The sequence below is a fragment of the Mesobacillus sp. QJM3NY_10 genome, assembly GCF_056173465.1.
The window spans coordinates 3,008,332-3,029,325 of the sequence record NZ_CM149675.1 but is presented as its reverse complement, the minus strand read 5'-3'; the positions used below and the strand labels follow the sequence as shown (position 1 = coordinate 3,029,325).

Here is a 20,994-nt window from a genome sequence, read left to right as displayed (position 1 = left end):
ATTGGCGGATAACTAAAAACCACGTATTCAATAGAACTGAAAAAGTGAAATAGGGGGAGATTGTTTGAAGAAAATCGCCTGGGTTACTGATAGTACAGCCTATCTGGATGAAGAGTTAAAGAACCATCCTGATGTATATCAAGTACCAATGACCATTGTTTTGGATGATGTAGAATACCTTGATGGAAAAGATCTGACTGCAGAAGAGCTATATAAAAGATTAAAATCGGTCAAAACACCTCCTAAAACCTCACAGCCGCCTGTGGGAGTCTTTATGGAACTTTATAAAAAACTTGAAAAAGAGTATGACCTCGTATTCTCAGTCCTGATCTCATCCAAACTAAGTGGAACTGTCGCCTCAAGTGTACAGGCTGAACAAGATGTTAACATTCCTGTCATTACCTTTGATTCTAAAATTCTCACCTATCCATTGACGTCCCTATTAAAAAAAGGAATAGCATTAGCTGAACAGGGAGCATCAGTCGATGAAATCAAGGAGAAGCTGGAAATCATCCGTGAATCAAATGAAACCTATGTCATGATCGGGAGCCTTGAGCAGCTGCATCGAAGCGGCCGTATGTCAGGCATGCAATTCTATCTCGGAAGCATGCTAAATATCAAACCTATCATCAGTATTGAAGATGGCGTTTTGAATACAAAGGAAAAGGTCCGCAGTGATAATAAAGCCCGCGAGAAAATATTCAATTATTTGAACCAATCTCACGAGAAATATGAAGTTAAGGAAGTGTACATTCTTTACGGCCTGCATAAAGAGGCTGCAGACGAATGGCAAAGCCAGCTCGAAGCAAGATTTCCGGATATCCGTTTCCTCAGCTGTCCTATTGGAGCTGTAATCGGAGTACATGCTGGTGAACATACAATAGGGATTAGCTGGAATAATGCAGATGCATAAGTGCCAATTTGGCACTTTTTCTTTTGGTCCGGTAAAAAAGATCCAATCGACTTACTTCGGTAATTTATAGAGAATGTTTGGATAGTAAGCCTCTAACGGACAACCAAAAGCAGAATCTAGGAGAGTGTCCGATAGAAGGTCTCTAACGGACAAACAGAGAGCGGAATCTGGAGAAAGTGTCCGTTAGACAGGCTGTTATTAAACAAACGTAATAGTACAAACTGCATTTTACGCTTCCTAATATTTATCCAGCTATCTCTCATCACTATATATGGTAAAATGAGTTCGGTAGGAAAGTAGGTGCATGATATGAGAGATAAAATAGCAATGGCTGAGGAGTTTGTTAAAACTGAGCATGGCAAGGATTCTTCGGGACATGACTGGCACCATATTGACAGAGTCAGGAAGAACGCCAGACTGATATGGAGCAAAGTTCAGCAGGGTGACTGGTTCATCATTGAAATGGCCGCCTTGCTCCACGACATTCCAGATGATAAATTGAATGAATCGGAAGAAGCCGGATGGATGAAACTAGATTCATTTTTACAAAGCATACAGTTAGATAGCGAAATCTCATCAAGGATAAAGGGTTGTATCGAAACAGTTTCCTTTAAAGGCGGCAGGGTGATTGAGCTTGAAAGTATTGAAGCAGAAATTGTCCAGGATGCTGACCGCCTGGATGCCCTTGGTGCGATCGGGATTGCAAGGACGTTTGCCTTCGGCGGAAAGAAAGGCCATCCGATTTACGAGCCTGACCTTAATGTCAGGGGAAAAATGACGCTAGAAGAATACAGGAATGGCGACAGTTCTTCGGTCAATCATTTCTACGAGAAGCTATTGAAGCTTAAAGATAAAATGAATACGGAGCAAGCGAGACAACTTGCTGAGGAAAGACACAATTTCATGGAGACTTTCCTAGATCAATTTTACAGTGAATGGAATGGTAAGGCATGAAAATGATCACGATTGAAAACGTGACGAAAACATACGGAGAAAAAGAGCTTTTTAATGGGATTTCTTTTACAATCGGCGAGCGTGAAAGAGTCGGTTTACTCGGTGTAAATGGAACAGGAAAATCTTCTTTGCTTAAAATTGTGGCAGGCATCGACCAGGCTGATTCAGGGGATATTATCTTTGCGAAAGACTATAAAATTTCATTTTTATCCCAACAGCCTGAAATGGAACATGACAAAACGGTTCTTGATCAGGTTTTCAGCGGTGACGCTCCTATCTTGAAGCTGATGAGAGATTATGAGATTATTCTCTCTGAATTGGGCAAAAACCCTGATGATCCAGGACTTCAGGAAAGATTTTATGACTTGCAGCGGAGAATGGATAGTTCTGATGGCTGGGATGCGAATACTGCCGCCAAATCCATACTCATGCAGCTTGGGATTTCTGACTTCACAAAAAAAATGGGGGAGCTATCCGGCGGCCAGAAAAAACGTGTCGCACTCGCTCAGGTTTTGATTGAATCCCCAGATTTGCTGATTCTTGATGAGCCCACGAACCATCTTGATTATGAGACAGTAAAATGGCTTGAAGATTATCTATCCAGATATTCGGGATCACTTCTGCTCGTTACCCATGACCGTTATTTCCTTGACAGAGTAACGAACAGGATTTTTGAACTTGATGGTGGAAATCTTTATAGCTATAAAGGCAACTATGCCAGTTTCCTCGAAGCCAAGGCGATGCGAGAGGAGAACGAAGCCGCAACACTTGAAAAGAAGAAGAATTTGTTCAGACAGGAACTCGAGTGGATCAGGCGCGGGGCTAAGGCGAGGACAACTAAGCAGAAGGCACGTATCCAGCGTTTTGACAAACTGGATGATGAAGTGTCAAATGTGAAGTCTTCTGAAAAACTCGACATCTCTTTGAGTGGCAGCAGGCTGGGCAAACAGGTGCTTGAATTAAAGGATGCAACCAAAAAATACGAAGATAAAGTGATTCTGGATCACTTCAATCTTCTTGTGAAACCTGGGGACAGGCTGGGAATCATCGGTCGAAATGGGACAGGGAAATCGACTTTGCTGAATATTCTCGCAGGCAGGATCATGCTTGATGACGGTGAAATCATCACCGGACAAACCGTGAAAATCGCTTACTATACTCAAGAAAATGAAGATATGGACGAAAGTAAGCGGGTGATTGAATACCTGAAAGAAACGGCAGAAATCGTCCAAACTACTGATGGCAAGACAATTTCGGCTGCACAAATGCTCGAGAGATTCCTGTTCCCGCCTTATGCACATGGAACTCCAATCAGGAAGCTTTCCGGAGGCGAAAAGCGCAGACTCTATTTGTTAAAGCTGTTAATGGAAGAACCAAACGTCCTGCTGCTGGATGAGCCAACCAATGATTTGGATACACAGACATTAACTGTATTGGAAGATTACCTGGAAGACTTCCCTGGTGTCGTCATCTCGGTATCCCATGACCGTTACTTCCTTGATAAGGTCGTCGATTTGCTGCTTGTACTGGAAGGCAATGGACAGACAGACCTGCATTACGGCAATTACTCAGAGTACCTTGAAAAGCGGCCGAAACTTGAATCTGCTCCTTCGGTGCCAAAGAAGGAAAAGGTAGTGCAGACAGAAAAACCGAAGAAAAAGAAACTGAGCTTCAAGGAGCAAAAAGAATGGGCAGAAATTGAAGATAAGATTGCTGGTACAGAAGCCCGCCTTGAGGAAGTGCAGGGGGAAATGGCCAGTATCGGGAGTGATTTTGAAAAGGGTGAGGCTCTGGTAAATGAAGAGAAAGAGTTGAATGAGCAGCTAGAGTATCTAATTGAAAGGTGGAGCTATTTATCCGAGCTCGCCGAAAACGAATAAGACCTGGGATTCCAGGTCTTATTTTTTTATTTACTAGCGTATAAAATAATATCAATGTGGATAACTATATGGGTTTTCTTAATCCAGCTCCAGCGCCTAGCCCCTCGACTCGCTTCGGTCCGCCCCATGAAGTCGAAGAACGACTTCACTGGTCGGCCCTCCAGCGCTTGTCGGAGCTGAACGAGGGCTTACGCTTTTTGTTCTGGGGCTAATAACGACCCTTAACTATGTTCCGGGAATAGGAGTATCGAAAGAGGAAATAAGAACTATTTATAGAATAGTATATAAAAAAAATCAATCTTCATTGATGGGGGAAAAATGTTAAAACCAAAACGTTCAATCAGGCAGTTGAAAGAAACAGCTTCACGACAATTTACAGATAGGGAGGAGCCGAAGCTATCATTTAGAAAGGCGATTGATTCACTAACCGAAAGCCAATATAAAGTACTTGTCTTCTACGGAGTTGGAGGCATAGGAAAAACAAGACTCTTAAAAGAACTGGTATCACTCACAAACACTATAGATGGGGGTGCAATAAAGGCTTCAATCGATTTTAGGGAAGTGAAGCATAGGGAACCAGCAGAAGCACTTATATGGTTCCGACAACAGCTTGTAAATGAATACGGGATCAAGTTCACTACCTTTGACCTAGCCTATGCCGTGTATTGGAGCAGAATGAGGCCGCAGCAATCCTTGAAATCCGAACGAAAAACAATCCCTTTTTTAGAAGAAGGGAATTTTGTTGGCGAACTGATTACTCAGTTGGAAAATATTCCGGTTGTACAATGGATTCCAAAAACTATCAAGCTAATTGATGGATTAGCACAATACAAGGAAATCCTGCAATGGTGGACTAAATCAGGAAAAGATATTCTCGGCGATTTAAAGGATATGCATCCAAAGGATATCGAGGAAATGCTATTAGTCTATTGGGCGAGTGACCTAATAGAATGGTTGAAACAAACTGGACGAAAAGCTGTATTCTATCTGGATACGTATGAGGCTCTATGGGAAAGTGAGCGGACAATTGGGTCGGTTAACGACAAGGATGAATGGATAAGAGAGTTTATCCTCCAATTTGAAGAAGTTGCAGTGCTGAACGTAATCTGTGGACGGGAGAAAATTACGTGGGATAAGCTGGATCCTGAATGGGAGAGTATTGTCGAACAACATTTGATGGGAGAGTTATCTCCAACGGATTGTATGAGCTTCTTGAATTCTTGCGGAATCACTGATCAAAGCATCCAACAAAAAATTATTCAGGGTAGTGAAGGCTTGCCGTATTACCTTGATTTAATGGTCGATACATATCAACTTGTCTCTAGAAAAAGAACTCCTGCAATAAATGATTTTTCGAAAAGACCAGATCAGGTATTGCAACGTTTCTTAAAGTATTTGGACAGGTCTGAGAAAGAAACATTAAAGGTGCTATCGATCACTAGATTCTGGTCTGAAGATTTGTTCTGTGAGTTAATTGAGGAATTCCAAACTTTTTATCCGACCACCGCATACCAGGAACTTTGCAATTTTTCATTTATCAGCGAATCAGAACAAGATGGATATTGGTCGATGCATAAGTTGATGAGGGAAGGACTTTGCGATCAAGTGCTGAGTACATCCCCAACCCTCTTCGATCGGGTACATAGATTTTTATTTCAGTATTACACTAAGTGGTTAAACAAGGAACATAGTGCTGTTGAATTTAGCAGGGCTTTTGCGGAAGGTCTATATCATGGAAAAAACATCCTGGAGGAAGCAGAGTTATTCGAGTGGATATCGAATTATTCATCTCTATTAATAAATGAGGGTGAATGGTCAGTTATTATACAAGAGCTTTCATCTCTTTTAGAAGACGAGACCACAGGTTATAAAAGTGGTGCGTTATTGAACCATATACTTGGAGAATTATACACCTTAAAGGGACAGTATACTTTAGCAGAAGAGCACAGTAAGCGTGCTTTAATTCTTTATGAAACTGGGATACTTTCTGGAAAACTGGATATCCATAGTGATATTTATCGATCTATAGCTGATATTAAACATAATCTAGCTGATTTATACAGAAATACAAATGAGTACAATAAAGCGATCAGCGCCTATCTGGAAGCCTCCGAAATCCTCGAAAAGAGATATCCGGATGAAACAGAGGTATTTGAGGAAACCGCTCTGATTTATACACGTCTGGGTAAATTGTATAAATTATTATCACGTTATGATAAAGCAAAGCTATATTATGAATTGGCATTAGAGAAATGCGTAAAAGTAATCAGTTTAGGCCGTGGTACCTCATCTATTTATGCTGTTAAGGGTCAGATTCATGAAAAGCTAGGTGAACTAGAACATGATGAAGTTGAACAAGAAAACCATGATTATTCTCATTTCCATGAGTCAATTTCAGCATATGACCTTGCATTAAAGGATAAAGAAATGGAACAGTATCTCAGGGTGCTTGCCAATCAGGGACTTGCTTATAAGCGACTCGCTGAGGCTTTGCCGCTAATGGATATGGCAAATGAAAAACTGACAAACTTCACAAGAGCTATAAATATTTATAAGAATGTTGTCCAAACTGCCCCGGATTTTGTTGATGTCCATGAAATGCTCGGACATGCAGCTGTAGATTTGCTTGATCTAAATATAGATATGGGCTTGTTCGATGAAGCTATGGAATCATTCAATCTCGCAATCCGTTCGTTTGAAAAAGTTCTTGAGCTGTCTGAAAAACAAGGAGGTTCACGAAATAGAATCGCATCTGCATTTAGGACTCTGGGAAAATTGCACAGAAAACAAAAAAATTATTCATTGGCATTGGAAGCATACCAAACCGCATTGCAAAAAAGTGATGAGGTGTTTGTCCATTCACCTGAATATATTTATGCTTTTAACAGCAGAGGTAAAATTCAAACTGAAATGGGTGATTTCTTTATGGAAACAGGTGATCAAAAACAGGCAATAGAAAGTTACCATAAGGCAATAACATGTTTCCAGTCGAGCCTGAAAAAATCGCCCAATTCTAAGACCGCACTTTCTAAAATCGATAAACTCAACAAAGCTATTAAAAATATTGAATTAACCAGCCACTAAAACATTTGTTATAGTGGTTTCTTTCTTTGCTGAATATAAACTGCTTTTTTATTCGCGAGTATAAATTCCTTGCCATATAAGCTGAAAAACCTATTAGAACTTCAGTCAAGCTTAAGGGAATGTATTTAGTGGCTTCGAAATGCTATCTATTCTCCACTATGTTAAAATGGCATCATTCCTGAAAAATATAAAGGGGTGGGAATGTGAAAATTGTATCAATTGAACCAACGCCAAGCCCGAATACGATGAAGATCAATCTGGATGAAGAACTTCCTATGGGCAAGAGTAATAATTATAAAAAGGACTCAGCGGCCGGGGCACCTGAAGTCGTGTTAAACATACTGGATATTGAAGGTGTAAAAGGGGTTTACCATGTTGCTGATTTCCTTGCAGTTGAAAGAAATGCAAAATATGACTGGAAAGTAATCCTTCCTGAGGTGAGGAAGGCGTTCGGAGAAGATGCAGAAGAACCAGATGATGCACCTGAAATCAATGAGCATTTTGGGGAAGTAAAAGTTCTTGTGCAAGTTTATAAAGGAATTCCTATGCAGGTGAAACTTACCGACGGCACCGAAGAGAAGCGGTTTGGACTGCCAGAATCATTCGTGACAAAAGTAGGTGAGGTACAGACTCCGGAGGATAATGTTGTGATGGTCCGCCGGTGGAAGGAACTCGGAGTCCGTTACGGAGATTTCGAACAGGTAGGAAATGATGTAGTGGAAGAGCTTTTAGCGGCATATCCTCCTGAGAGGCTGGAGGAGCTTGTGAAGCTTGCTAAGAATCCTGGTCAGGAAGCACAGATCAAAGCAGCAAAGAAAAAAATCAGGGTAACAGAAGCCGACTTGGAGAATCCGGATTGGCGGATAAGGTACCAGTTGCTTGAGCAAATGGAAGATCCAACTATTGAAGACTTGCCGGTGCTTGAAAAAGCTTTACAAGATGAGAAAGCTTCCATTCGCCGCTTGGCCACTGTATATTTGGGAATGATTGAGGACAAAGAGGTACTGCCATTGCTGTACAAAGCTTTGAATGACAAAACGGTTACTGTTCGCAGGACAGCAGGTGACTGCTTATCTGACCTTGGTTTTTCAGAAGCAATGGATGAAATGATGGAGGCGCTTAAGGACTCAAGTAAGCTTGTCCGCTGGAGGGCCGCTATGTTCCTGTACGAAATTGGGGATGAAAGAGCACTGCCTTCATTAAAGGACGCGCAAGATGATTCTGAATTCGAAGTTAGCATGCAGGTGAAACTGGCGATTGCCCGTATTGAGCATGGCGAGGAAGCAAAAGGCTCTGTCTGGAAACAGATGACGGAAGCCAGAAAACAATAAAAAAATTATCAAGACACTCTGGATCTTAAGTTATACGTCCAGAGTGTTTTTTTAATAAAATGATGTTCACTTGGTAATTTGAAAATGTATCCGCTTACTTATTTGTAATAATTAAAATATTTAGATAATGATTGTATTTGTCCCGAAAAAGAGTTATTGTAGTGAATAAAAAATCGGGAGGGATATTGAATGGAGAAAGATTTAAGAATCAAGAGCCATGTATTCAGCGATGATGCCAGAAAGGCGCCGAACAGGGCCATGCTTCGGGCGGTTGGATTCAGTGACGATGATTTCAGAAAGCCGATGATTGGGATTGCGAGTACCTGGAGTGAGGTGACGCCTTGTAATATACATATAGATAAGCTGGCAGTGAAAGCGAAAGAGGGTGCTCGGGCGGCAGGTGGCGCTCCCCTGATTTTCAACACGATCACTGTATCAGATGGAATATCGATGGGAACAGACGGAATGCGCTATTCACTTCCGAGCCGCGACTTAATCGCTGATTCAATAGAAACAGTGGTCCAGGGGGAAAGTCTTGATGGGTTCGTCGCAATTGGCGGCTGTGATAAAAATATGCCTGGCTGTATGATGGCAATTGCCAGAATGGACCTTCCTTCTGTTTTTGTTTATGGAGGTACAATCAAGCCTGGCAAGCTTGATGACAAGGATATTGACATAGTATCAGCGTTCGAAGGGGTTGGCCAGTATAATAAGGGTGCAATCGGAGATGAACAGCTTCATAAGATTGAATGTCATGCTTGCCCAGGATCCGGTTCCTGTGGAGGGATGTACACAGCCAATACAATGGCCAGCGCAATCGAGGCGCTCGGAATGAGCATGCCGGGAAGTTCATCACATCCAGCAGAAACAGACGAAAAGCGAGAGGATTGCTATAAGGCGGGAGAAGTGGTCTATCAGATGCTGGAGCAAGACATCCGCCCAAGACAGATTTTAACGAAGGAGGCTTTTGAAAATGCGATTACGGTCGTTATGGCTCTTGGCGGTTCCACAAATGCGGTCCTGCATTTAATGGCTATCGCCCATGCTGCTGAAGTCGACCTGACACTGGATGATTTCAACAGAATCCAGGAAAGGGTACCTCATCTCGCTGACTTAAAGCCAAGCGGTAAATATGTCATGCAAGACCTTTTTGAGGCTGGCGGGGTTCCGGCAGTCATGAAACTGCTTTTAAAAGAGGGAATGCTTCACGGTAATTGCCTCACAGTTACGGGAAAAACAATAGAAGAGAACCTTATGGATTTTCCTGACTTAAAACCTGGCCAAAAAGTAATCCGACCTGCACATCAGCCTTTTAGAAAGGACGGCCCACTAGTTGTCTTAAAAGGAAATCTTGCACCAGACGGCGCCGTAGCGAAAGTTTCGGGCTTGAAGGTCAAAACCATGACGGGTCCTGCAAAGGTTTTTAATGATGAGGAGTCGGCGTCCAAAGCAGTAATGTCTGATGAAATTGTCGCTGGAGATGTATTGGTGATCCGTTATGAGGGACCAAAAGGCGGACCAGGAATGCCAGAAATGCTGAGCTTATCAGCGATACTTGTTGGTAAAGGTCTTGGAGAAAGTGTCGCATTGCTGACAGATGGAAGATTCTCCGGGGGGAGCCACGGTCTGGTTATTGGCCACATTGCCCCTGAAGCACAGGTTGGCGGTCCAATAGCCCTGATAAAAGATGGGGATATGATCACTGTTGATAGTGAACAGCGGCTGATCTCGGTTGCCTTAAGTGAGGAAGAGCTGGCTGCCCGCAAACAAAAATGGACACCGCCATCACTTCCTACAAGAGGAGCACTGGCGAAATACGCCAGACTTGTATCCTGCTCGTCCAAAGGCGCTGTAACGGATTTTTTCGTAGGGAAAACAGTCCAGGAGTCTGTACACTCCTAGAGTAAGACGTTCTTTTATTGCGTTTGGTATAAATAATATAGTATGCTAACACTGCAAACTATCGTTTGGGAGGGAATTATTTATGTCAATGGCATATGAAGAATATATGAGACAAATGGTAAAGCCGATGCGTGAGGAATTGACACGTGCCGGTTTCAAGGAATTGCTTACCGCGGATGAAGTTGAAGCTTACATGGAAAATGCAGAAGGAACAACGCTTGTCGTAGTAAACTCAGTTTGTGGTTGTGCTGCTGGTCTCGCTCGTCCGTCAGCGACTCAAGCAATTTTAAGAAATGAGAAGAAACCAGATCATCTTGTGACTGTGTTTGCTGGCCAGGAAAAGGAAGCAACTGCAAAAATGCGTGAGTACTTTACAGATCTTGAGCCATCTTCACCTTCAATGGCTTTATTGAAAGGCAAAGAAGTTGTTCATTTCATTCCTCGGCATGATATCGAAGGACAGCCAATGGAAGCAATCATGGATAACTTAACATCCGCCTTTGATTCACATTGCTAGTCACTTGTTGGTTTCAACAAAGGGAAGATTAATGGACAACTTTTAAGTGTATTATATTTATAACAAAAAGCAAAAGTTCGAAAAGGATGTCTACGGGCGTCCTTTTCTTTGTCGTTCAGGAAGCTATAAAAATTATTTGGTTTTGGATAAATACATGTAGTATTCTTAATCTAGCTCCAGCGCCTAGCCCCTCGAGTCGCTTGTCTAGTGTCGCCTCCTAGAAACTCCGAAACTTCAACTCCGCCGGCAGAAGCAAAAAGCGCTTCTTTGTCGGAGTCTCCAGTTTCTGCGTTTCTGGGCAGTCGGCTATACTTTTCGATTTCAGTCCTGCCAATGAAGTCAAAGAACGACTTCACTGGCAGGACCTCTGAGGCACAGGACGTGCAGACCCGACTGCCACAGGATGTGGCGTTATAGTCGGGCAGCGCTTGTCGGGGCTAAACAAGGCGCTTGCGCTTTTTGTTCTATCCGAAACAGTGTCAGGGGTGTTAGGTTTGTTTGTGACCACAGCAGGCAGGACAAATGAGAATATGACAACTAAAGCAAGAGGTATAGCCTTTGAACTCAAAGTGGATTTCGTACCAAGGAAAAAGAGGTCAGTAGCGGCAATTCAGGAAATCGTGAAGGATGACTGCCTGGTAGTTGGCAAAGACCGGCTTGAGCTTTTTCCGCTGGGAGCTTCAGAACCTTTCTTTTTTCACCCGAATTCCGCTATGTTCCGAATCAAAAGATTAATGAAAGGGGAAAGTGATCCTCTCATAGGTGCAGCAAAATTGGAGGAAGGGATGAGTTTTCTTGACTGTTCCCTCGGTCTTGGATCAGATAGTATCGTAGCAAGCTTTGTCGTAGGTGAGTCAGGTTCTGTCACAGGAATAGAAGCAAAGCCGGAACTCGCATATTTAGTCAAAACAGGACTCAAAGCATGGGATTCAGGATTTGAAGCCATTGATAAGGCTATGGAAAAAATACAAGTGCTGCAAGGGTATTCAGTGGAGTTCCTCAAGTCGCATGAAGATAACAGCGTAGATTGTGTTTATTTTGACCCGATGTTCGATGAATCGATATTAGAGTCAGATGGAATCAGGGGACTGACCCACTTCGCTGTATACGATGGACTCTCGCAAGAGGTCATTGAACATGCATACCGTGTTGCCAGGAAGCGAGTAGTGCTGAAAGACCATTTCAGAAGCAGCCGATTTGATAATTTTGGCTTCGAAGTATACAGAAGAAAAACTTCAAAATTCCATTTTGGTGTCATAGAAAAAGAATGAGGCCAGCCCTCATCCTTTTTCTATGTAACAAACTCGCCTATTATTGAAATAGTCAGGAGAAATATTTTTCGTGACGGAAAAAAGAGATGATTACTGTCCGTTCATTCATTTCCTATTTAATCCGCAATTGCCAAATAGACAAAATAAGCAAGCGTAATTAGGCTGACTGTAACAGCGACCCACTCCATACTTATGACCTCCCTTTTTAACTTCAATTAAAGCCTCTAATATTTCCTTATTACCATTTTTGAAAAATCTGAAACCCTTTGCCCAATTTTACGTATAAACAAGTTATAATAATACTAAGTATATTAATTTTATTATGACCAATTCAGGTTATTACTACACATGTATATATTTAACTTAGACAGATTGATATTTTCACAGATAATTATTCCTATTTACATAAGGATGTGATCCACATGCCCGCATGGCTGCGCAAATCGCTTGTTGTCGTGATCTCCATGGTTACCTTTGGAATGGTGTCTCCTGCTCAGGTGAATGGGTTTCTGACAACTACAACAGAAAGATCTGAAAAATCGACCGCTGCTGAAACAAGTTTCGTTGATTCGCTCGATGTTCCCTTAGATGAGGAAGCGGAAAGGGAGATGTTCGTACACAGGACAATGATGGAAGCCGAACAACAATCTTTCCAGAAGTTCGGTGCAAAAATTGGTCCTGTGATTGAGGATGAATTCAGGCAAACTATTTTGCCAAACATTGAAAAGGCGATCGAAATGGTAGCTTTCCAGTATCCCGGAGAAAAGCTGAATTCTCTCCGGATCACGGAAATACCTGGTGGTGGGGAGTCTGAAAAGATATTCCACATAATCGGGGATAATGGGAAGGATATTATCCGGTTTCACGTCAGAAGGGACCAGCCGCCGAAGGATGGTTTCTGGTTTAATTTCCATTATCACACTTATCATGATAACTTCCAGACACATTATAAGCTCGGGAGAATTTTCTGGGCGAAAAATACTCCGCCTAAATGGAAAAGTTGAGGATTACCCTCAGAAACTGCTGTGTTGAACAATAAAACAAGCATGAATCTCATTTATTTTGGCTGATTTAGGACTTAAATTGAGGAAAACGAAATAAGTTTTTATAGAAGCCCGGCTTATGCTGGGTTTTTCTATACAATTCCTAAGAACCAAAAAAATGGGAGGAACATCTAGAATGGCAGACATACTACAAGGGTTTGTTGATACTTATGTCCAGTTTTTCAATTGGGATATGTGGGTCGAGGTTTTAACGGATCCTGTCAGTTGGGGTCTCATCGGAACGCTCGTCATCCTCGAAGGGCTTTTATCTGCTGATAACGCCCTGGTGCTGGCAGTGATGGTAAAACACTTGCCGGATAAACAGAGGAAAAGAGCGTTGTTCTATGGATTACTGGGCGCATATGCGTTCAGGTTCATCGCAATTGGGATAGGTGTTTATTTAATTGAGTTCTGGTGGGTGAAAGTACTCGGTGCTGGTTATCTGGCCTGGCTGGCAATTAAATACTTTATCGAGAAGAAAAAAGGGGAGAGTCAAGATAACGAGGAAGTAGCAGGAATCAACCAGAGCGGCCTGCTGATCCGGTTGTTTGGTACATTCTGGGGTACGGTTGCCGCAGTGGAATTAATGGATATTGCGTTCTCAGTGGACAGTGTCCTTGCGGCTTTGGGCATCAGCGAGGAAGTGTGGGTCCTGCTTCTTGGCGGTATGCTGGGTGTTCTGATGATGCGAGGAGTTGCGGGGATATTCCTTAGATTGATTGAAAAGATCCCTGAACTTGAGACGACTGCCTATATCCTGATTTTTATCATATCAACAAAAATGTTGGCTGGCGTCTTTGGCATCCATATAGAACATGCCCATTTCTTTATTCTGTTGCTGATTACTTTTACGGCAACGTTTGTCGTCCACTACAAGAACAAGAAAAAAGCTGGTGCAAGTGAGCAGCAAAAGAATGTCCAATAAAGGAACCCAGGAACGGATACAGGTCTGTTCCTTTTTTTATTTTCCTAATTGAACATAAAGTCTACTTATCGTGATAATCGGTGCTTTCTCTTACTGACCTCCTGACAAACAAGAATATGCAGGCAAATGATACATATATGAGTAAAAAGGTGCCTGTGAAGTGGAGTAAAGGAGAGGCTGCCGGAATGATTAAGACGGTGAAAATAAGTGAATAGAATAATAGATCAACTAAAACAAGATGACCTGAACACATTGCCTGGATGACCTTCCGCAACTCCAACCGCAAATCCTCAATAGGCTCTCTTTTAAAAATAAATCGCATGTGAATTCACCTTCCAGGTTTAAGTATTCATCTATATGCATGGACATGGATAAAGGTGAAATTCAGGATTTATGAACTTTCTTGAAACTTTTGATAATGTGGTCCGTACTGCTATTACAAGCCTAAAAGATGTTTCATTATATATGTTATGATAATTAGTATAATCAGACAATTTAAATCATTCATTTTAGTTTATCGTCTTCAGCGGGAAGTGATTCTATGTATTCGCCAATGAACAAATTAATAATATATCCATTGCCTGTTACATATGACAACTGGTTGGAGCTGTTAACTACTCCGGCAAGTGAGAGACCATTCTACAAAAAAGATGGTACTATCCTGCATATCGGCCAAGTCAATGCCAGTTTTATTGGCATTCCTCATGATGAAGGTGAGTATTATAACCAATTGTATGACTATGTTCACTCCAATGGACTAATCTTGTTGAGTGATCTTTTACTGAATAAATCAATTGACCACGCACATGTAAAATCAAACCAGAAAATAACCGAAATTAGCGATAAACAACAGTTGTCAACAAAACAATTTGTGGCACTCCTGCATCAAGAAAATTTACTGCCCACATCAGAAAACTTCCTGATAAATAGACAGATAAAGGAAGCATTAATTAAAATGATCGAACTGTATTTAAGAAATGAGAAAGGTGGACTGGCGAGCAAGGAGTTCATCTCTGTTCTTAACGATGTTATAGGTTGGATCTTCCACCACCTGAATCACCATTTAAAGAAAGCGAATCCTGAGGAGGGTATGCCTGCCTTTCTATGGTACGGAAACTACAGGAAAAGCCATCAGTATCTGTTATACTTTCTGATTGAACTTGGGTGTGATCTGGTTACTTTCACACCGGCGGGAAATGACGTATTAGCCATAACCGTGCTTGATAGGGTGAAAACATTTGTCCATATCTTTCCGGAGACAGGCGTTCCAATGCCATTTCCACTTGAAAAGAGTATGCAGACCACTACAGTGGCATACCGGGCATCTAAGGAAATTGAAAATATCCTAAACTATGAGGGAACGGTTTTTTATAAACCATGGCAGTTGAGAGATTACGCACCTAAAGCCATTACCTTGAAGACAACATATGACGAATTGTTTATCGTTTCCAGGGAAAAGGCGATGATCAGACCATATTTTGAAGTGGAGAACAGAACGGTTAAGATTCCTGCCTTGTTTGCAAAAATTAATGGCGTCACAAGTAATCGTCGTGAGTATTGGAACCGCCTCCATGGATTAATTATGCAGGAAAATACCTATCTCGTTAAAAGTTTGCCATTTTCTCCTGGTACTAACAATGACTTCCGATTTCATTATCGTAAGTCTTTGGACAATGACGGGCTGCTCAATCCGGAAAAAATGACAGGTGCCCATTATTGGAAGTATAACCACTTGCCTTCTGGCCTGCAGAAAGGCCTTGCTTCAGCAATCAGAAATATATGTGCTACACCGAAACTGAAGCCTCGGAATAGTGAGAAAGAGGACGATGTAAAGGTATATTTGTTCAACCAGGCGATGCAGATTCCGGAATTTATTTTAAAAATGCTTCAGAAATTTGATTACTCCCAGAACGTGCCTAAGTTGATCGTTTTTAATAATCAACTCAATGGATCGCTGACCAGGCCAGATGCTGCGTTACTGCTGCTATTAAATCAATTAGGTGTTGATTTGGTGATTTATAACCCAGCTGGTCACAATGACATAGAAAAATACATCGATAAAGGCGCATTCGTATCCCACTGGCTGGAGGATGTTGTATTTGAACAAGAGCTAAAGGAACCTTCCGCATTAAAAAAAGTGATTTTTCAGGGCTTCTTAAAAATCCTAAGGAGAGATTAAGTTGATAAATCCTATTCATGGTCAAAATGCCAGCTCTTCAATTGAAAATTTGAAGGAACAGTTGAGTAAAGCGACGGTTTCCGATATAAAGTTGGCATTGAGGAATGAGCCTGAGGTGCAGAGTCTGGCACGGAGCATTGATGAACACGATATCATCAAAATTCTCGAATACGGAAAGGAACCAGCTGTTGAAGTTTCCCTCTTCTCTGATCAAATCCTTGGCGTAATGCGGACGAACAATGTAGAGGATTCAGGACAGTTACTCAAGCAGCTTGGCAAGATCATGGATCGGTTTGACAAAAAGGATTTTGAAAAAGCTTCTGGTGGACTGATTAGCAGGCTATTCAAGAGAAGCGAAAATATGCTTGATAGGCTCTATAGCAAATACCAGTCTATGGGAAAAGAGATAGAACAGGTATATGTGAAAATCTCAAAATACCAGAGTGAGATGACAGAAATGACGTCCATGCTTGAACGCATGTATGAACAGAACCATCAATATTACCTGACACTTGAAAAATATGTGGTGGCTGCAGAAATGAAGCTGAATGAATTGAAAACAACAAAGCTTTCGCAACTTGAACAAGACGCTTTGAATGGTGATCAAATGTCATCAATGGAACTAGATTCACTTCGCAATGCAGTTGAGCTTCTTGAACAAAGAATCTATGACCTTGGAATGGCGAAAGTGGTTGCATTGCAGACTGGACCTCAAATAAAGCTGCTTCAGCGAGGGAATGCCAGGCTGATTGGCAAAATAAACTCGGCATTTGTCACGACCATACCAATTTTTAAGAATGGCTTAATACAGGCTGTTGCAGCAAAGAGACAAAAGCTGGTGGCAGAATCAATGAAAGAGCTCGACCGGCGTACCAATGAAGTGATGATCAGGAATGCCAGGAGTATTGCCGGTCAAAGTGTTGATATTGCCCGGCTATCAGGTACACCAGGCATCAAGATTGAGACGATTGAAGAATCCTTTCAAATTATCCTTAAGGGGATGAAGGAAACTAAGGCCATTGAGGAAGAAAACAAGCGCCTGCGTGAAGAAGGCAAGCAATGTTTGCAAGACCTGCAAAAAAAATATAAGAATAGTAAGCAGCAATAGCTGTGTCAAAACCAGAGTGACTCATCCAAATATTGAATGGATGAGTTTTTTTAATCCCCACAATGCAGGGGAATTCTTTGCCACCTTCCTGAATTTCTCAGCCAGCAGGCAAGCGATCATATGTTATAATTTAATAGAATACTATAGACAATTTCCCTCGAAATTACATTCCATCAACTTTTGATATATCTTCGAAAATACACTTCAGGAAAGGGGATAATAAATGCGAAGGATTTTTCAAATATTCGTTGTTATCGTACTTTCCTTATCACTGCTTGGCAGTTCCAATGCCAATATGGACGGCATTTTTCTATATGAATATCCTAAACAATCCTTATTATATGAATCCCTGCAGCCGGAAAACGTCCTTCTTGCCGGTAAGTTGATTGTCCTCCCAGAAAAGGACTTTGATCAAGGAGAAGCAGCGCAGATTATTAACAGGCTTATGCTCCTTCCTGAAAGCATGATACTTAAAGCGGTAGACAGCAATATTAAAGTGAAGTTATTTGAAGGCAGATTGACGGATAATCCAAGTGCCAGCCACTTGAAGGGGATTGTTCCGCGAGGATATACATCTGAAAAGACGTGGGATCAGGTCCCAGGGATTGGAGGTTCAAGGACCGTTCTTGTGAAAATTGGCAGCAGTGAGAAAGGGAAGGGCCATGGATCTGTAAACCTGGAATTGCATGAACTCGCACATTCTCTTGACCGCCATGTTTATGACGGAATCAGGCATGAAGAAAGATTCTTGAAAATCTGGAAGCATGAAAGCAGGCTGCTCTTCCCAGGCCGTGCCTATTTCCTTGATTATCCTGAGGAATACTTTGCCGAAAGCTTTGCGATGTTCTATATTGGCGGACTGTCGGCAAAACTGCTTAAGGAAGCTGCGCCGCAAACCTATCAATATATCGAAGGCCTTAAGTAGGCCTTTTTTGCTATTCTAGTGTATCATGGCAGGAAATACGGAATCCCATAGCAAAGTAATAAGAGAATTCAAAATAAGGGTATATCCTTCCACCATTATTGATTTATTTGCTAAAATAAGAAAAAGAAATCGAACGTTTTGAAGGGCAGGGAAATTCATGAAACAATATCTAGAACTTTGCGAACATGTCTTGAATACTGGTGTAAAAAAAGAGGATCGGACAGGTACTGGCACCATCAGTACTTTCGGCTATCAAATGCGCTTTAATCTCCAGGATGGATTTCCGCTGCTAACAACCAAAAAACTCCACTTAAAATCAATCATCCATGAACTTCTATGGTTCCTGAATGGCGATACAAATGTGAAATACCTGCAGGAAAATGGGGTGCGCATCTGGAATGAATGGGCAGATGAAAATGGAGAATTGGGCCCGGTCTATGGCAGCCAGTGGCGTTCATGGACAGGTGCAAATGGAGAAACGGTAGACCAGATTTCAGAGTTGATCCATACAATCAAAACTAATCCTGATTCGAGAAGGATGATTGTCAATGCCTGGAATGTGGCTGAAATCGATAAAATGGCCTTGCCTCCATGTCATTGCATGTTTCAGTTTTATGTAGCTGATGGCAAGCTTTCCTGCCAGCTGTACCAAAGATCGGCTGATGTGTTCCTAGGCGTGCCATTCAACATCGCTTCCTATGCTTTACTGACCTTAATGGTCGCTCATGTCTGCGATCTTGAGCCTGGTGAGTTCGTTCATACTTTCGGGGATACTCATATTTACTCGAACCACGTGGAGCAGGTTAAACTGCAGCTTACCCGGGATCCTAAGGCATTGCCACAATTGAAAATCAACCCTGAAGTCAAATCAATATTTGATTTTAAATATGAAGACTTCGAGTTGGTTAATTATGAAGCGCATCCGCATATCAAAGGGGTTGTCAGTGTATGATATCACTAATTTGGGCAATGGATGAAAACCGAGTCATCGGATACCATAACCAGCTCCCCTGGAGGCTTCCAGAGGACCTGAAGTTCTTTAAGCGTGTGACGATGGGACATCCGATTGTCATGGGAAGGAAAACATATGAATCGATTGGAAAACCTCTCCCAGGTAGAGAAAATATCGTTATTACTCGTGATGATAATTACGATCCAGAGGGCTGTACAGTGATGCATTCAATTGAGGAAATGTTAGCCTATGCCGCTGAGAACAAATCTGAAGAAATTTTCGTCATAGGCGGTGCGGAAATATTCAAAGAAGTCCTTCAGCATGCAGACAAGCTGTACCTTACGATGATCCATCATCAGTTTGAAGGAGATACGTTTTTCCCAGTGTTCGACATTGATAAATGGGGGCTTGAGTCAAGGGAAATCGGACTCAAGGATGGAAAAAATCCCTATGATTATGAGTTTTTGATTTATAAGAGGAAGTAATGAAAGCAGTCCAGAATTGGACTGCTTTTTCTATGATGCTGTTTTCACATTTGTTGAATTTCGACATTCGAGACCTGATATAAATAAATTTTCCGAAGTGATCCTCAATAAATTAATTGAAGAATATAGTCTTAATTGATCTAATCCCTTATAATGACAACAGAATAACATTAGGAGGATCCAATGCTTCGATTGATTGCGTGTTTTTTGTACATGGGTGGCTATCTTGTTTACACCATACCCAGACTATCCAGATTAAAAAGATTGCCTGAAGATTTAAAACCAGATATTAAAAAGCAACTGATTCATGATACACCAAAAAAGTGGGCGAAAACATTCATGGCACTGACAGGATCGCAGGTAGAGGTAGAAGGACTTCATCATATACCTGAAGGTCCGGTGCTGTTTGCCAGTAACCATGAGGGTAACTTTGACATACCTGTACTTATAAGTGCCATTGAAAAACCTTTTGGGTTCATTTCAAAAATTGAAGTGAAGAAGGTCCCGGTTTTATCTTCCTGGATGGAAGCCATTGATTGCGTCTTTATTGACCGGAAGAATCGTGACAAAGCTGCTGGATCAATTATGTCAGGAGTGGAGCTTTTAAAGAAAGGGAATTCACTTGTGATTTTTCCGGAAGGAACGAGAAGCAAAGGTGGTCCTGTAGGCCTTTTTAAAGCAGGAGGCTTCCGTCTTGCGAAAGATTCTGGTGTTCCGATCGTGCCGATTTCAATCCAAGGCACGGCTGATGTATTTGAAAAAAATGGCCGTCTTGTCAAACCTGCTAAAATACAAGTGATCATAAGTCCCCCGGTATACAGCCGGCAATATAAGGATAAAGAATTGATTTTCCTTGCTGAAGAAATAAGGGATACGATCCTTCAATCCCGTAATGAAAAAAGGATAGCTTCATAATCATCCTTTAAGGCTCTTTTCTCAAACTTTGTTGCTATTGACTACAAATTAGGATTGAATGACCTATTGTTTCGTAAAGTTGACTCTTTTATGAAAGAAGTATGCAAATTTAATACCGACCTGCAAAATGCCTAATATTAAGTTAAAATCGGCTTTAGGATTTTAACAACAATCTTTACGAAAACAGCCTTCATTAAAATGTCAACAGCCCCTGCTTGTCGCAGGGGCTGTTCATTTTTAGAAAATGGCTGGATGAGGTTATGGAGTGGTTATTCGAATTGTGCCAGGCTTTTCATCATTTGGGTGAATTCTGCGGGTATGCAAAAATCATCTGGTTTTAAGTTGTCGCGAATCCACTTTACCATTTCCAGCGGACTATTGAAGTACTCTCCGCTTGTATCACTTTTGCGAATCATGTAGCGGCCGTTATCCTCATCAAGTGTGACCTCTACCGGTAAAGCTCCGTCATAACTGTTTAATGAAAATTCCATTTCATTCCCTCCAGCGTATTTTCGTTATTATATGTTATTTTACTACCATTCTATTCAACATGAAAGCCTAAAATTTTAAATATTTAAAAAATTCAATACATAATGATATTTCATGCTAT

The 20,994-nt window shown here is 41.5% G+C and carries 17 protein-coding genes; 16 read left to right on the top strand and 1 reads right to left on the bottom strand.

Annotation, left to right across the window (positions count from 1 at the left end; all coding sequences use genetic code 11):
* Nucleotides 1-64: 64 nt before the first annotated feature.
* The 16 genes from AC0VX7_RS15255 to AC0VX7_RS15180 all read left to right on the top strand — a co-directional run bounded on the left by AC0VX7_RS15255 (nt 65) and on the right by AC0VX7_RS15180 (nt 20,384).
* Nucleotides 65-913 (top strand): DegV family protein, encoded by an 849-nt coding sequence (locus AC0VX7_RS15255; protein ID WP_475424924.1) that lies wholly within the window; start codon nt 65-67, stop codon nt 911-913.
* A 309-nt stretch (nt 914-1,222) separates the two neighbouring features.
* On the top strand, nt 1,223-1,867 hold the full coding sequence (locus AC0VX7_RS15250; protein ID WP_475424923.1) for an HD domain-containing protein: 645 nt from the start codon (nt 1,223-1,225) through the stop codon (nt 1,865-1,867).
* A complete protein-coding gene (locus AC0VX7_RS15245; RefSeq protein WP_475424922.1) occupies nt 1,864-3,747 on the top strand; it encodes an ABC-F family ATP-binding cassette domain-containing protein in 1,884 nt (627 codons plus the stop codon). The genes AC0VX7_RS15250 and AC0VX7_RS15245 overlap by 4 nt, the downstream gene beginning before the upstream one ends.
* A 318-nt stretch (nt 3,748-4,065) precedes the next feature.
* Nucleotides 4,066-6,831: a tetratricopeptide repeat protein gene (locus tag AC0VX7_RS15240; protein WP_475424921.1), complete on the top strand. Its 2,766-nt coding sequence runs from the start codon at nt 4,066-4,068 to the stop codon at nt 6,829-6,831.
* 203 nt (nt 6,832-7,034) lie between these two features.
* Nucleotides 7,035-8,162 (top strand): conserved virulence factor C family protein, encoded by a 1,128-nt coding sequence (locus tag AC0VX7_RS15235; protein ID WP_475424920.1) that lies wholly within the window; start codon nt 7,035-7,037, stop codon nt 8,160-8,162.
* Between the two features lie 189 nt (nt 8,163-8,351).
* Complete coding sequence (gene ilvD, locus AC0VX7_RS15230) at nt 8,352-10,064, top strand: dihydroxy-acid dehydratase (protein ID WP_475424919.1); 1,713 nt, start codon at nt 8,352-8,354, stop codon at nt 10,062-10,064.
* Nucleotides 10,065-10,146: 82 nt separating this feature from the next.
* Nucleotides 10,147-10,581, top strand: coding sequence for a BrxA/BrxB family bacilliredoxin (locus tag AC0VX7_RS15225; RefSeq protein ID WP_475424918.1), 435 nt, complete (start codon nt 10,147-10,149; stop codon nt 10,579-10,581).
* A 494-nt stretch (nt 10,582-11,075) separates the two neighbouring features.
* Nucleotides 11,076-11,852, top strand: a complete 777-nt coding sequence (locus AC0VX7_RS15220; protein WP_475424917.1) for a class I SAM-dependent methyltransferase — start codon at nt 11,076-11,078, stop codon at nt 11,850-11,852.
* 422 nt (nt 11,853-12,274) lie between these two features.
* Nucleotides 12,275-12,856, top strand: coding sequence for a YpjP family protein (locus AC0VX7_RS15215; RefSeq protein WP_475424916.1), 582 nt, complete (start codon nt 12,275-12,277; stop codon nt 12,854-12,856).
* Between the two features lie 175 nt (nt 12,857-13,031).
* Complete coding sequence (locus tag AC0VX7_RS15210) at nt 13,032-13,820, top strand: TerC family protein (RefSeq protein WP_475424915.1); 789 nt, start codon at nt 13,032-13,034, stop codon at nt 13,818-13,820.
* Between the two features lie 541 nt (nt 13,821-14,361).
* Nucleotides 14,362-15,999 carry a YceG family protein gene (locus tag AC0VX7_RS15205; RefSeq protein ID WP_475424914.1) on the top strand — a complete coding sequence of 546 codons (1,638 nt, stop codon included), beginning with the start codon at nt 14,362-14,364 and terminating at the stop codon, nt 15,997-15,999.
* Between the two features lie 4 nt (nt 16,000-16,003).
* A complete protein-coding gene (locus AC0VX7_RS15200) occupies nt 16,004-17,107 on the top strand; it encodes a toxic anion resistance protein (protein ID WP_475428169.1) in 1,104 nt (367 codons plus the stop codon).
* 223 nt (nt 17,108-17,330) lie between these two features.
* Nucleotides 17,331-18,032 carry an anthrax toxin lethal factor-related metalloendopeptidase gene (locus AC0VX7_RS15195; protein WP_215036570.1) on the top strand — a complete coding sequence of 234 codons (702 nt, stop codon included), beginning with the start codon at nt 17,331-17,333 and terminating at the stop codon, nt 18,030-18,032.
* A gap of 157 nt (nt 18,033-18,189) precedes the next feature.
* Nucleotides 18,190-18,984: a thymidylate synthase gene (locus AC0VX7_RS15190; protein WP_475424913.1), complete on the top strand. Its 795-nt coding sequence runs from the start codon at nt 18,190-18,192 to the stop codon at nt 18,982-18,984.
* Nucleotides 18,981-19,469, top strand: a complete 489-nt coding sequence (locus tag AC0VX7_RS15185) for a dihydrofolate reductase (protein WP_475424912.1) — start codon at nt 18,981-18,983, stop codon at nt 19,467-19,469. The genes AC0VX7_RS15190 and AC0VX7_RS15185 overlap by 4 nt, the downstream gene beginning before the upstream one ends.
* A 183-nt stretch (nt 19,470-19,652) precedes the next feature.
* Nucleotides 19,653-20,384, top strand: coding sequence for a lysophospholipid acyltransferase family protein (locus tag AC0VX7_RS15180; protein WP_475424911.1), 732 nt, complete (start codon nt 19,653-19,655; stop codon nt 20,382-20,384).
* A gap of 269 nt (nt 20,385-20,653) precedes the next feature.
* Here the strand turns inward: AC0VX7_RS15180 and AC0VX7_RS15175 are convergent, their stop codons facing one another.
* Nucleotides 20,654-20,875 carry a hypothetical protein gene (locus AC0VX7_RS15175; protein ID WP_215036566.1) on the bottom strand — a complete coding sequence of 74 codons (222 nt, stop codon included), beginning with the start codon at nt 20,873-20,875 and terminating at the stop codon, nt 20,654-20,656.
* Nucleotides 20,876-20,994: the final 119 nt, after the last annotated feature.

Excerpts from the sequence above, each read along its gene's own strand:
- AC0VX7_RS15250 (WP_475424923.1), top strand. The coding sequence starts at position 1,223 with ATGAGAGATAAAATAGCAATGGCTGAGGAGTTTGTTAAAACTGAGCAT.
- AC0VX7_RS15245 (WP_475424922.1), top strand. The coding sequence starts at position 1,864 with ATGAAAATGATCACGATTGAAAACGTGACGAAAACATACGGAGAAAAA.
- AC0VX7_RS15240 (WP_475424921.1), top strand. The coding sequence starts at position 4,066 with ATGTTAAAACCAAAACGTTCAATCAGGCAGTTGAAAGAAACAGCTTCA.
- ilvD (WP_475424919.1), top strand. The coding sequence starts at position 8,352 with ATGGAGAAAGATTTAAGAATCAAGAGCCATGTATTCAGCGATGATGCC.
- AC0VX7_RS15225 (WP_475424918.1), top strand. The coding sequence starts at position 10,147 with ATGTCAATGGCATATGAAGAATATATGAGACAAATGGTAAAGCCGATG.
- AC0VX7_RS15215 (WP_475424916.1), top strand. The coding sequence starts at position 12,275 with ATGCCCGCATGGCTGCGCAAATCGCTTGTTGTCGTGATCTCCATGGTT.
- AC0VX7_RS15210 (WP_475424915.1), top strand. The coding sequence starts at position 13,032 with ATGGCAGACATACTACAAGGGTTTGTTGATACTTATGTCCAGTTTTTC.
- AC0VX7_RS15205 (WP_475424914.1), top strand. The coding sequence starts at position 14,362 with ATGTATTCGCCAATGAACAAATTAATAATATATCCATTGCCTGTTACA.
- AC0VX7_RS15195 (WP_215036570.1), top strand. The coding sequence starts at position 17,331 with ATGCGAAGGATTTTTCAAATATTCGTTGTTATCGTACTTTCCTTATCA.
- AC0VX7_RS15190 (WP_475424913.1), top strand. The coding sequence starts at position 18,190 with ATGAAACAATATCTAGAACTTTGCGAACATGTCTTGAATACTGGTGTA.
- AC0VX7_RS15185 (WP_475424912.1), top strand. The coding sequence starts at position 18,981 with ATGATATCACTAATTTGGGCAATGGATGAAAACCGAGTCATCGGATAC.
- AC0VX7_RS15180 (WP_475424911.1), top strand. The coding sequence starts at position 19,653 with ATGCTTCGATTGATTGCGTGTTTTTTGTACATGGGTGGCTATCTTGTT.
- AC0VX7_RS15175 (WP_215036566.1), bottom strand. The coding sequence starts at position 20,875 with ATGGAATTTTCATTAAACAGTTATGACGGAGCTTTACCGGTAGAGGTC.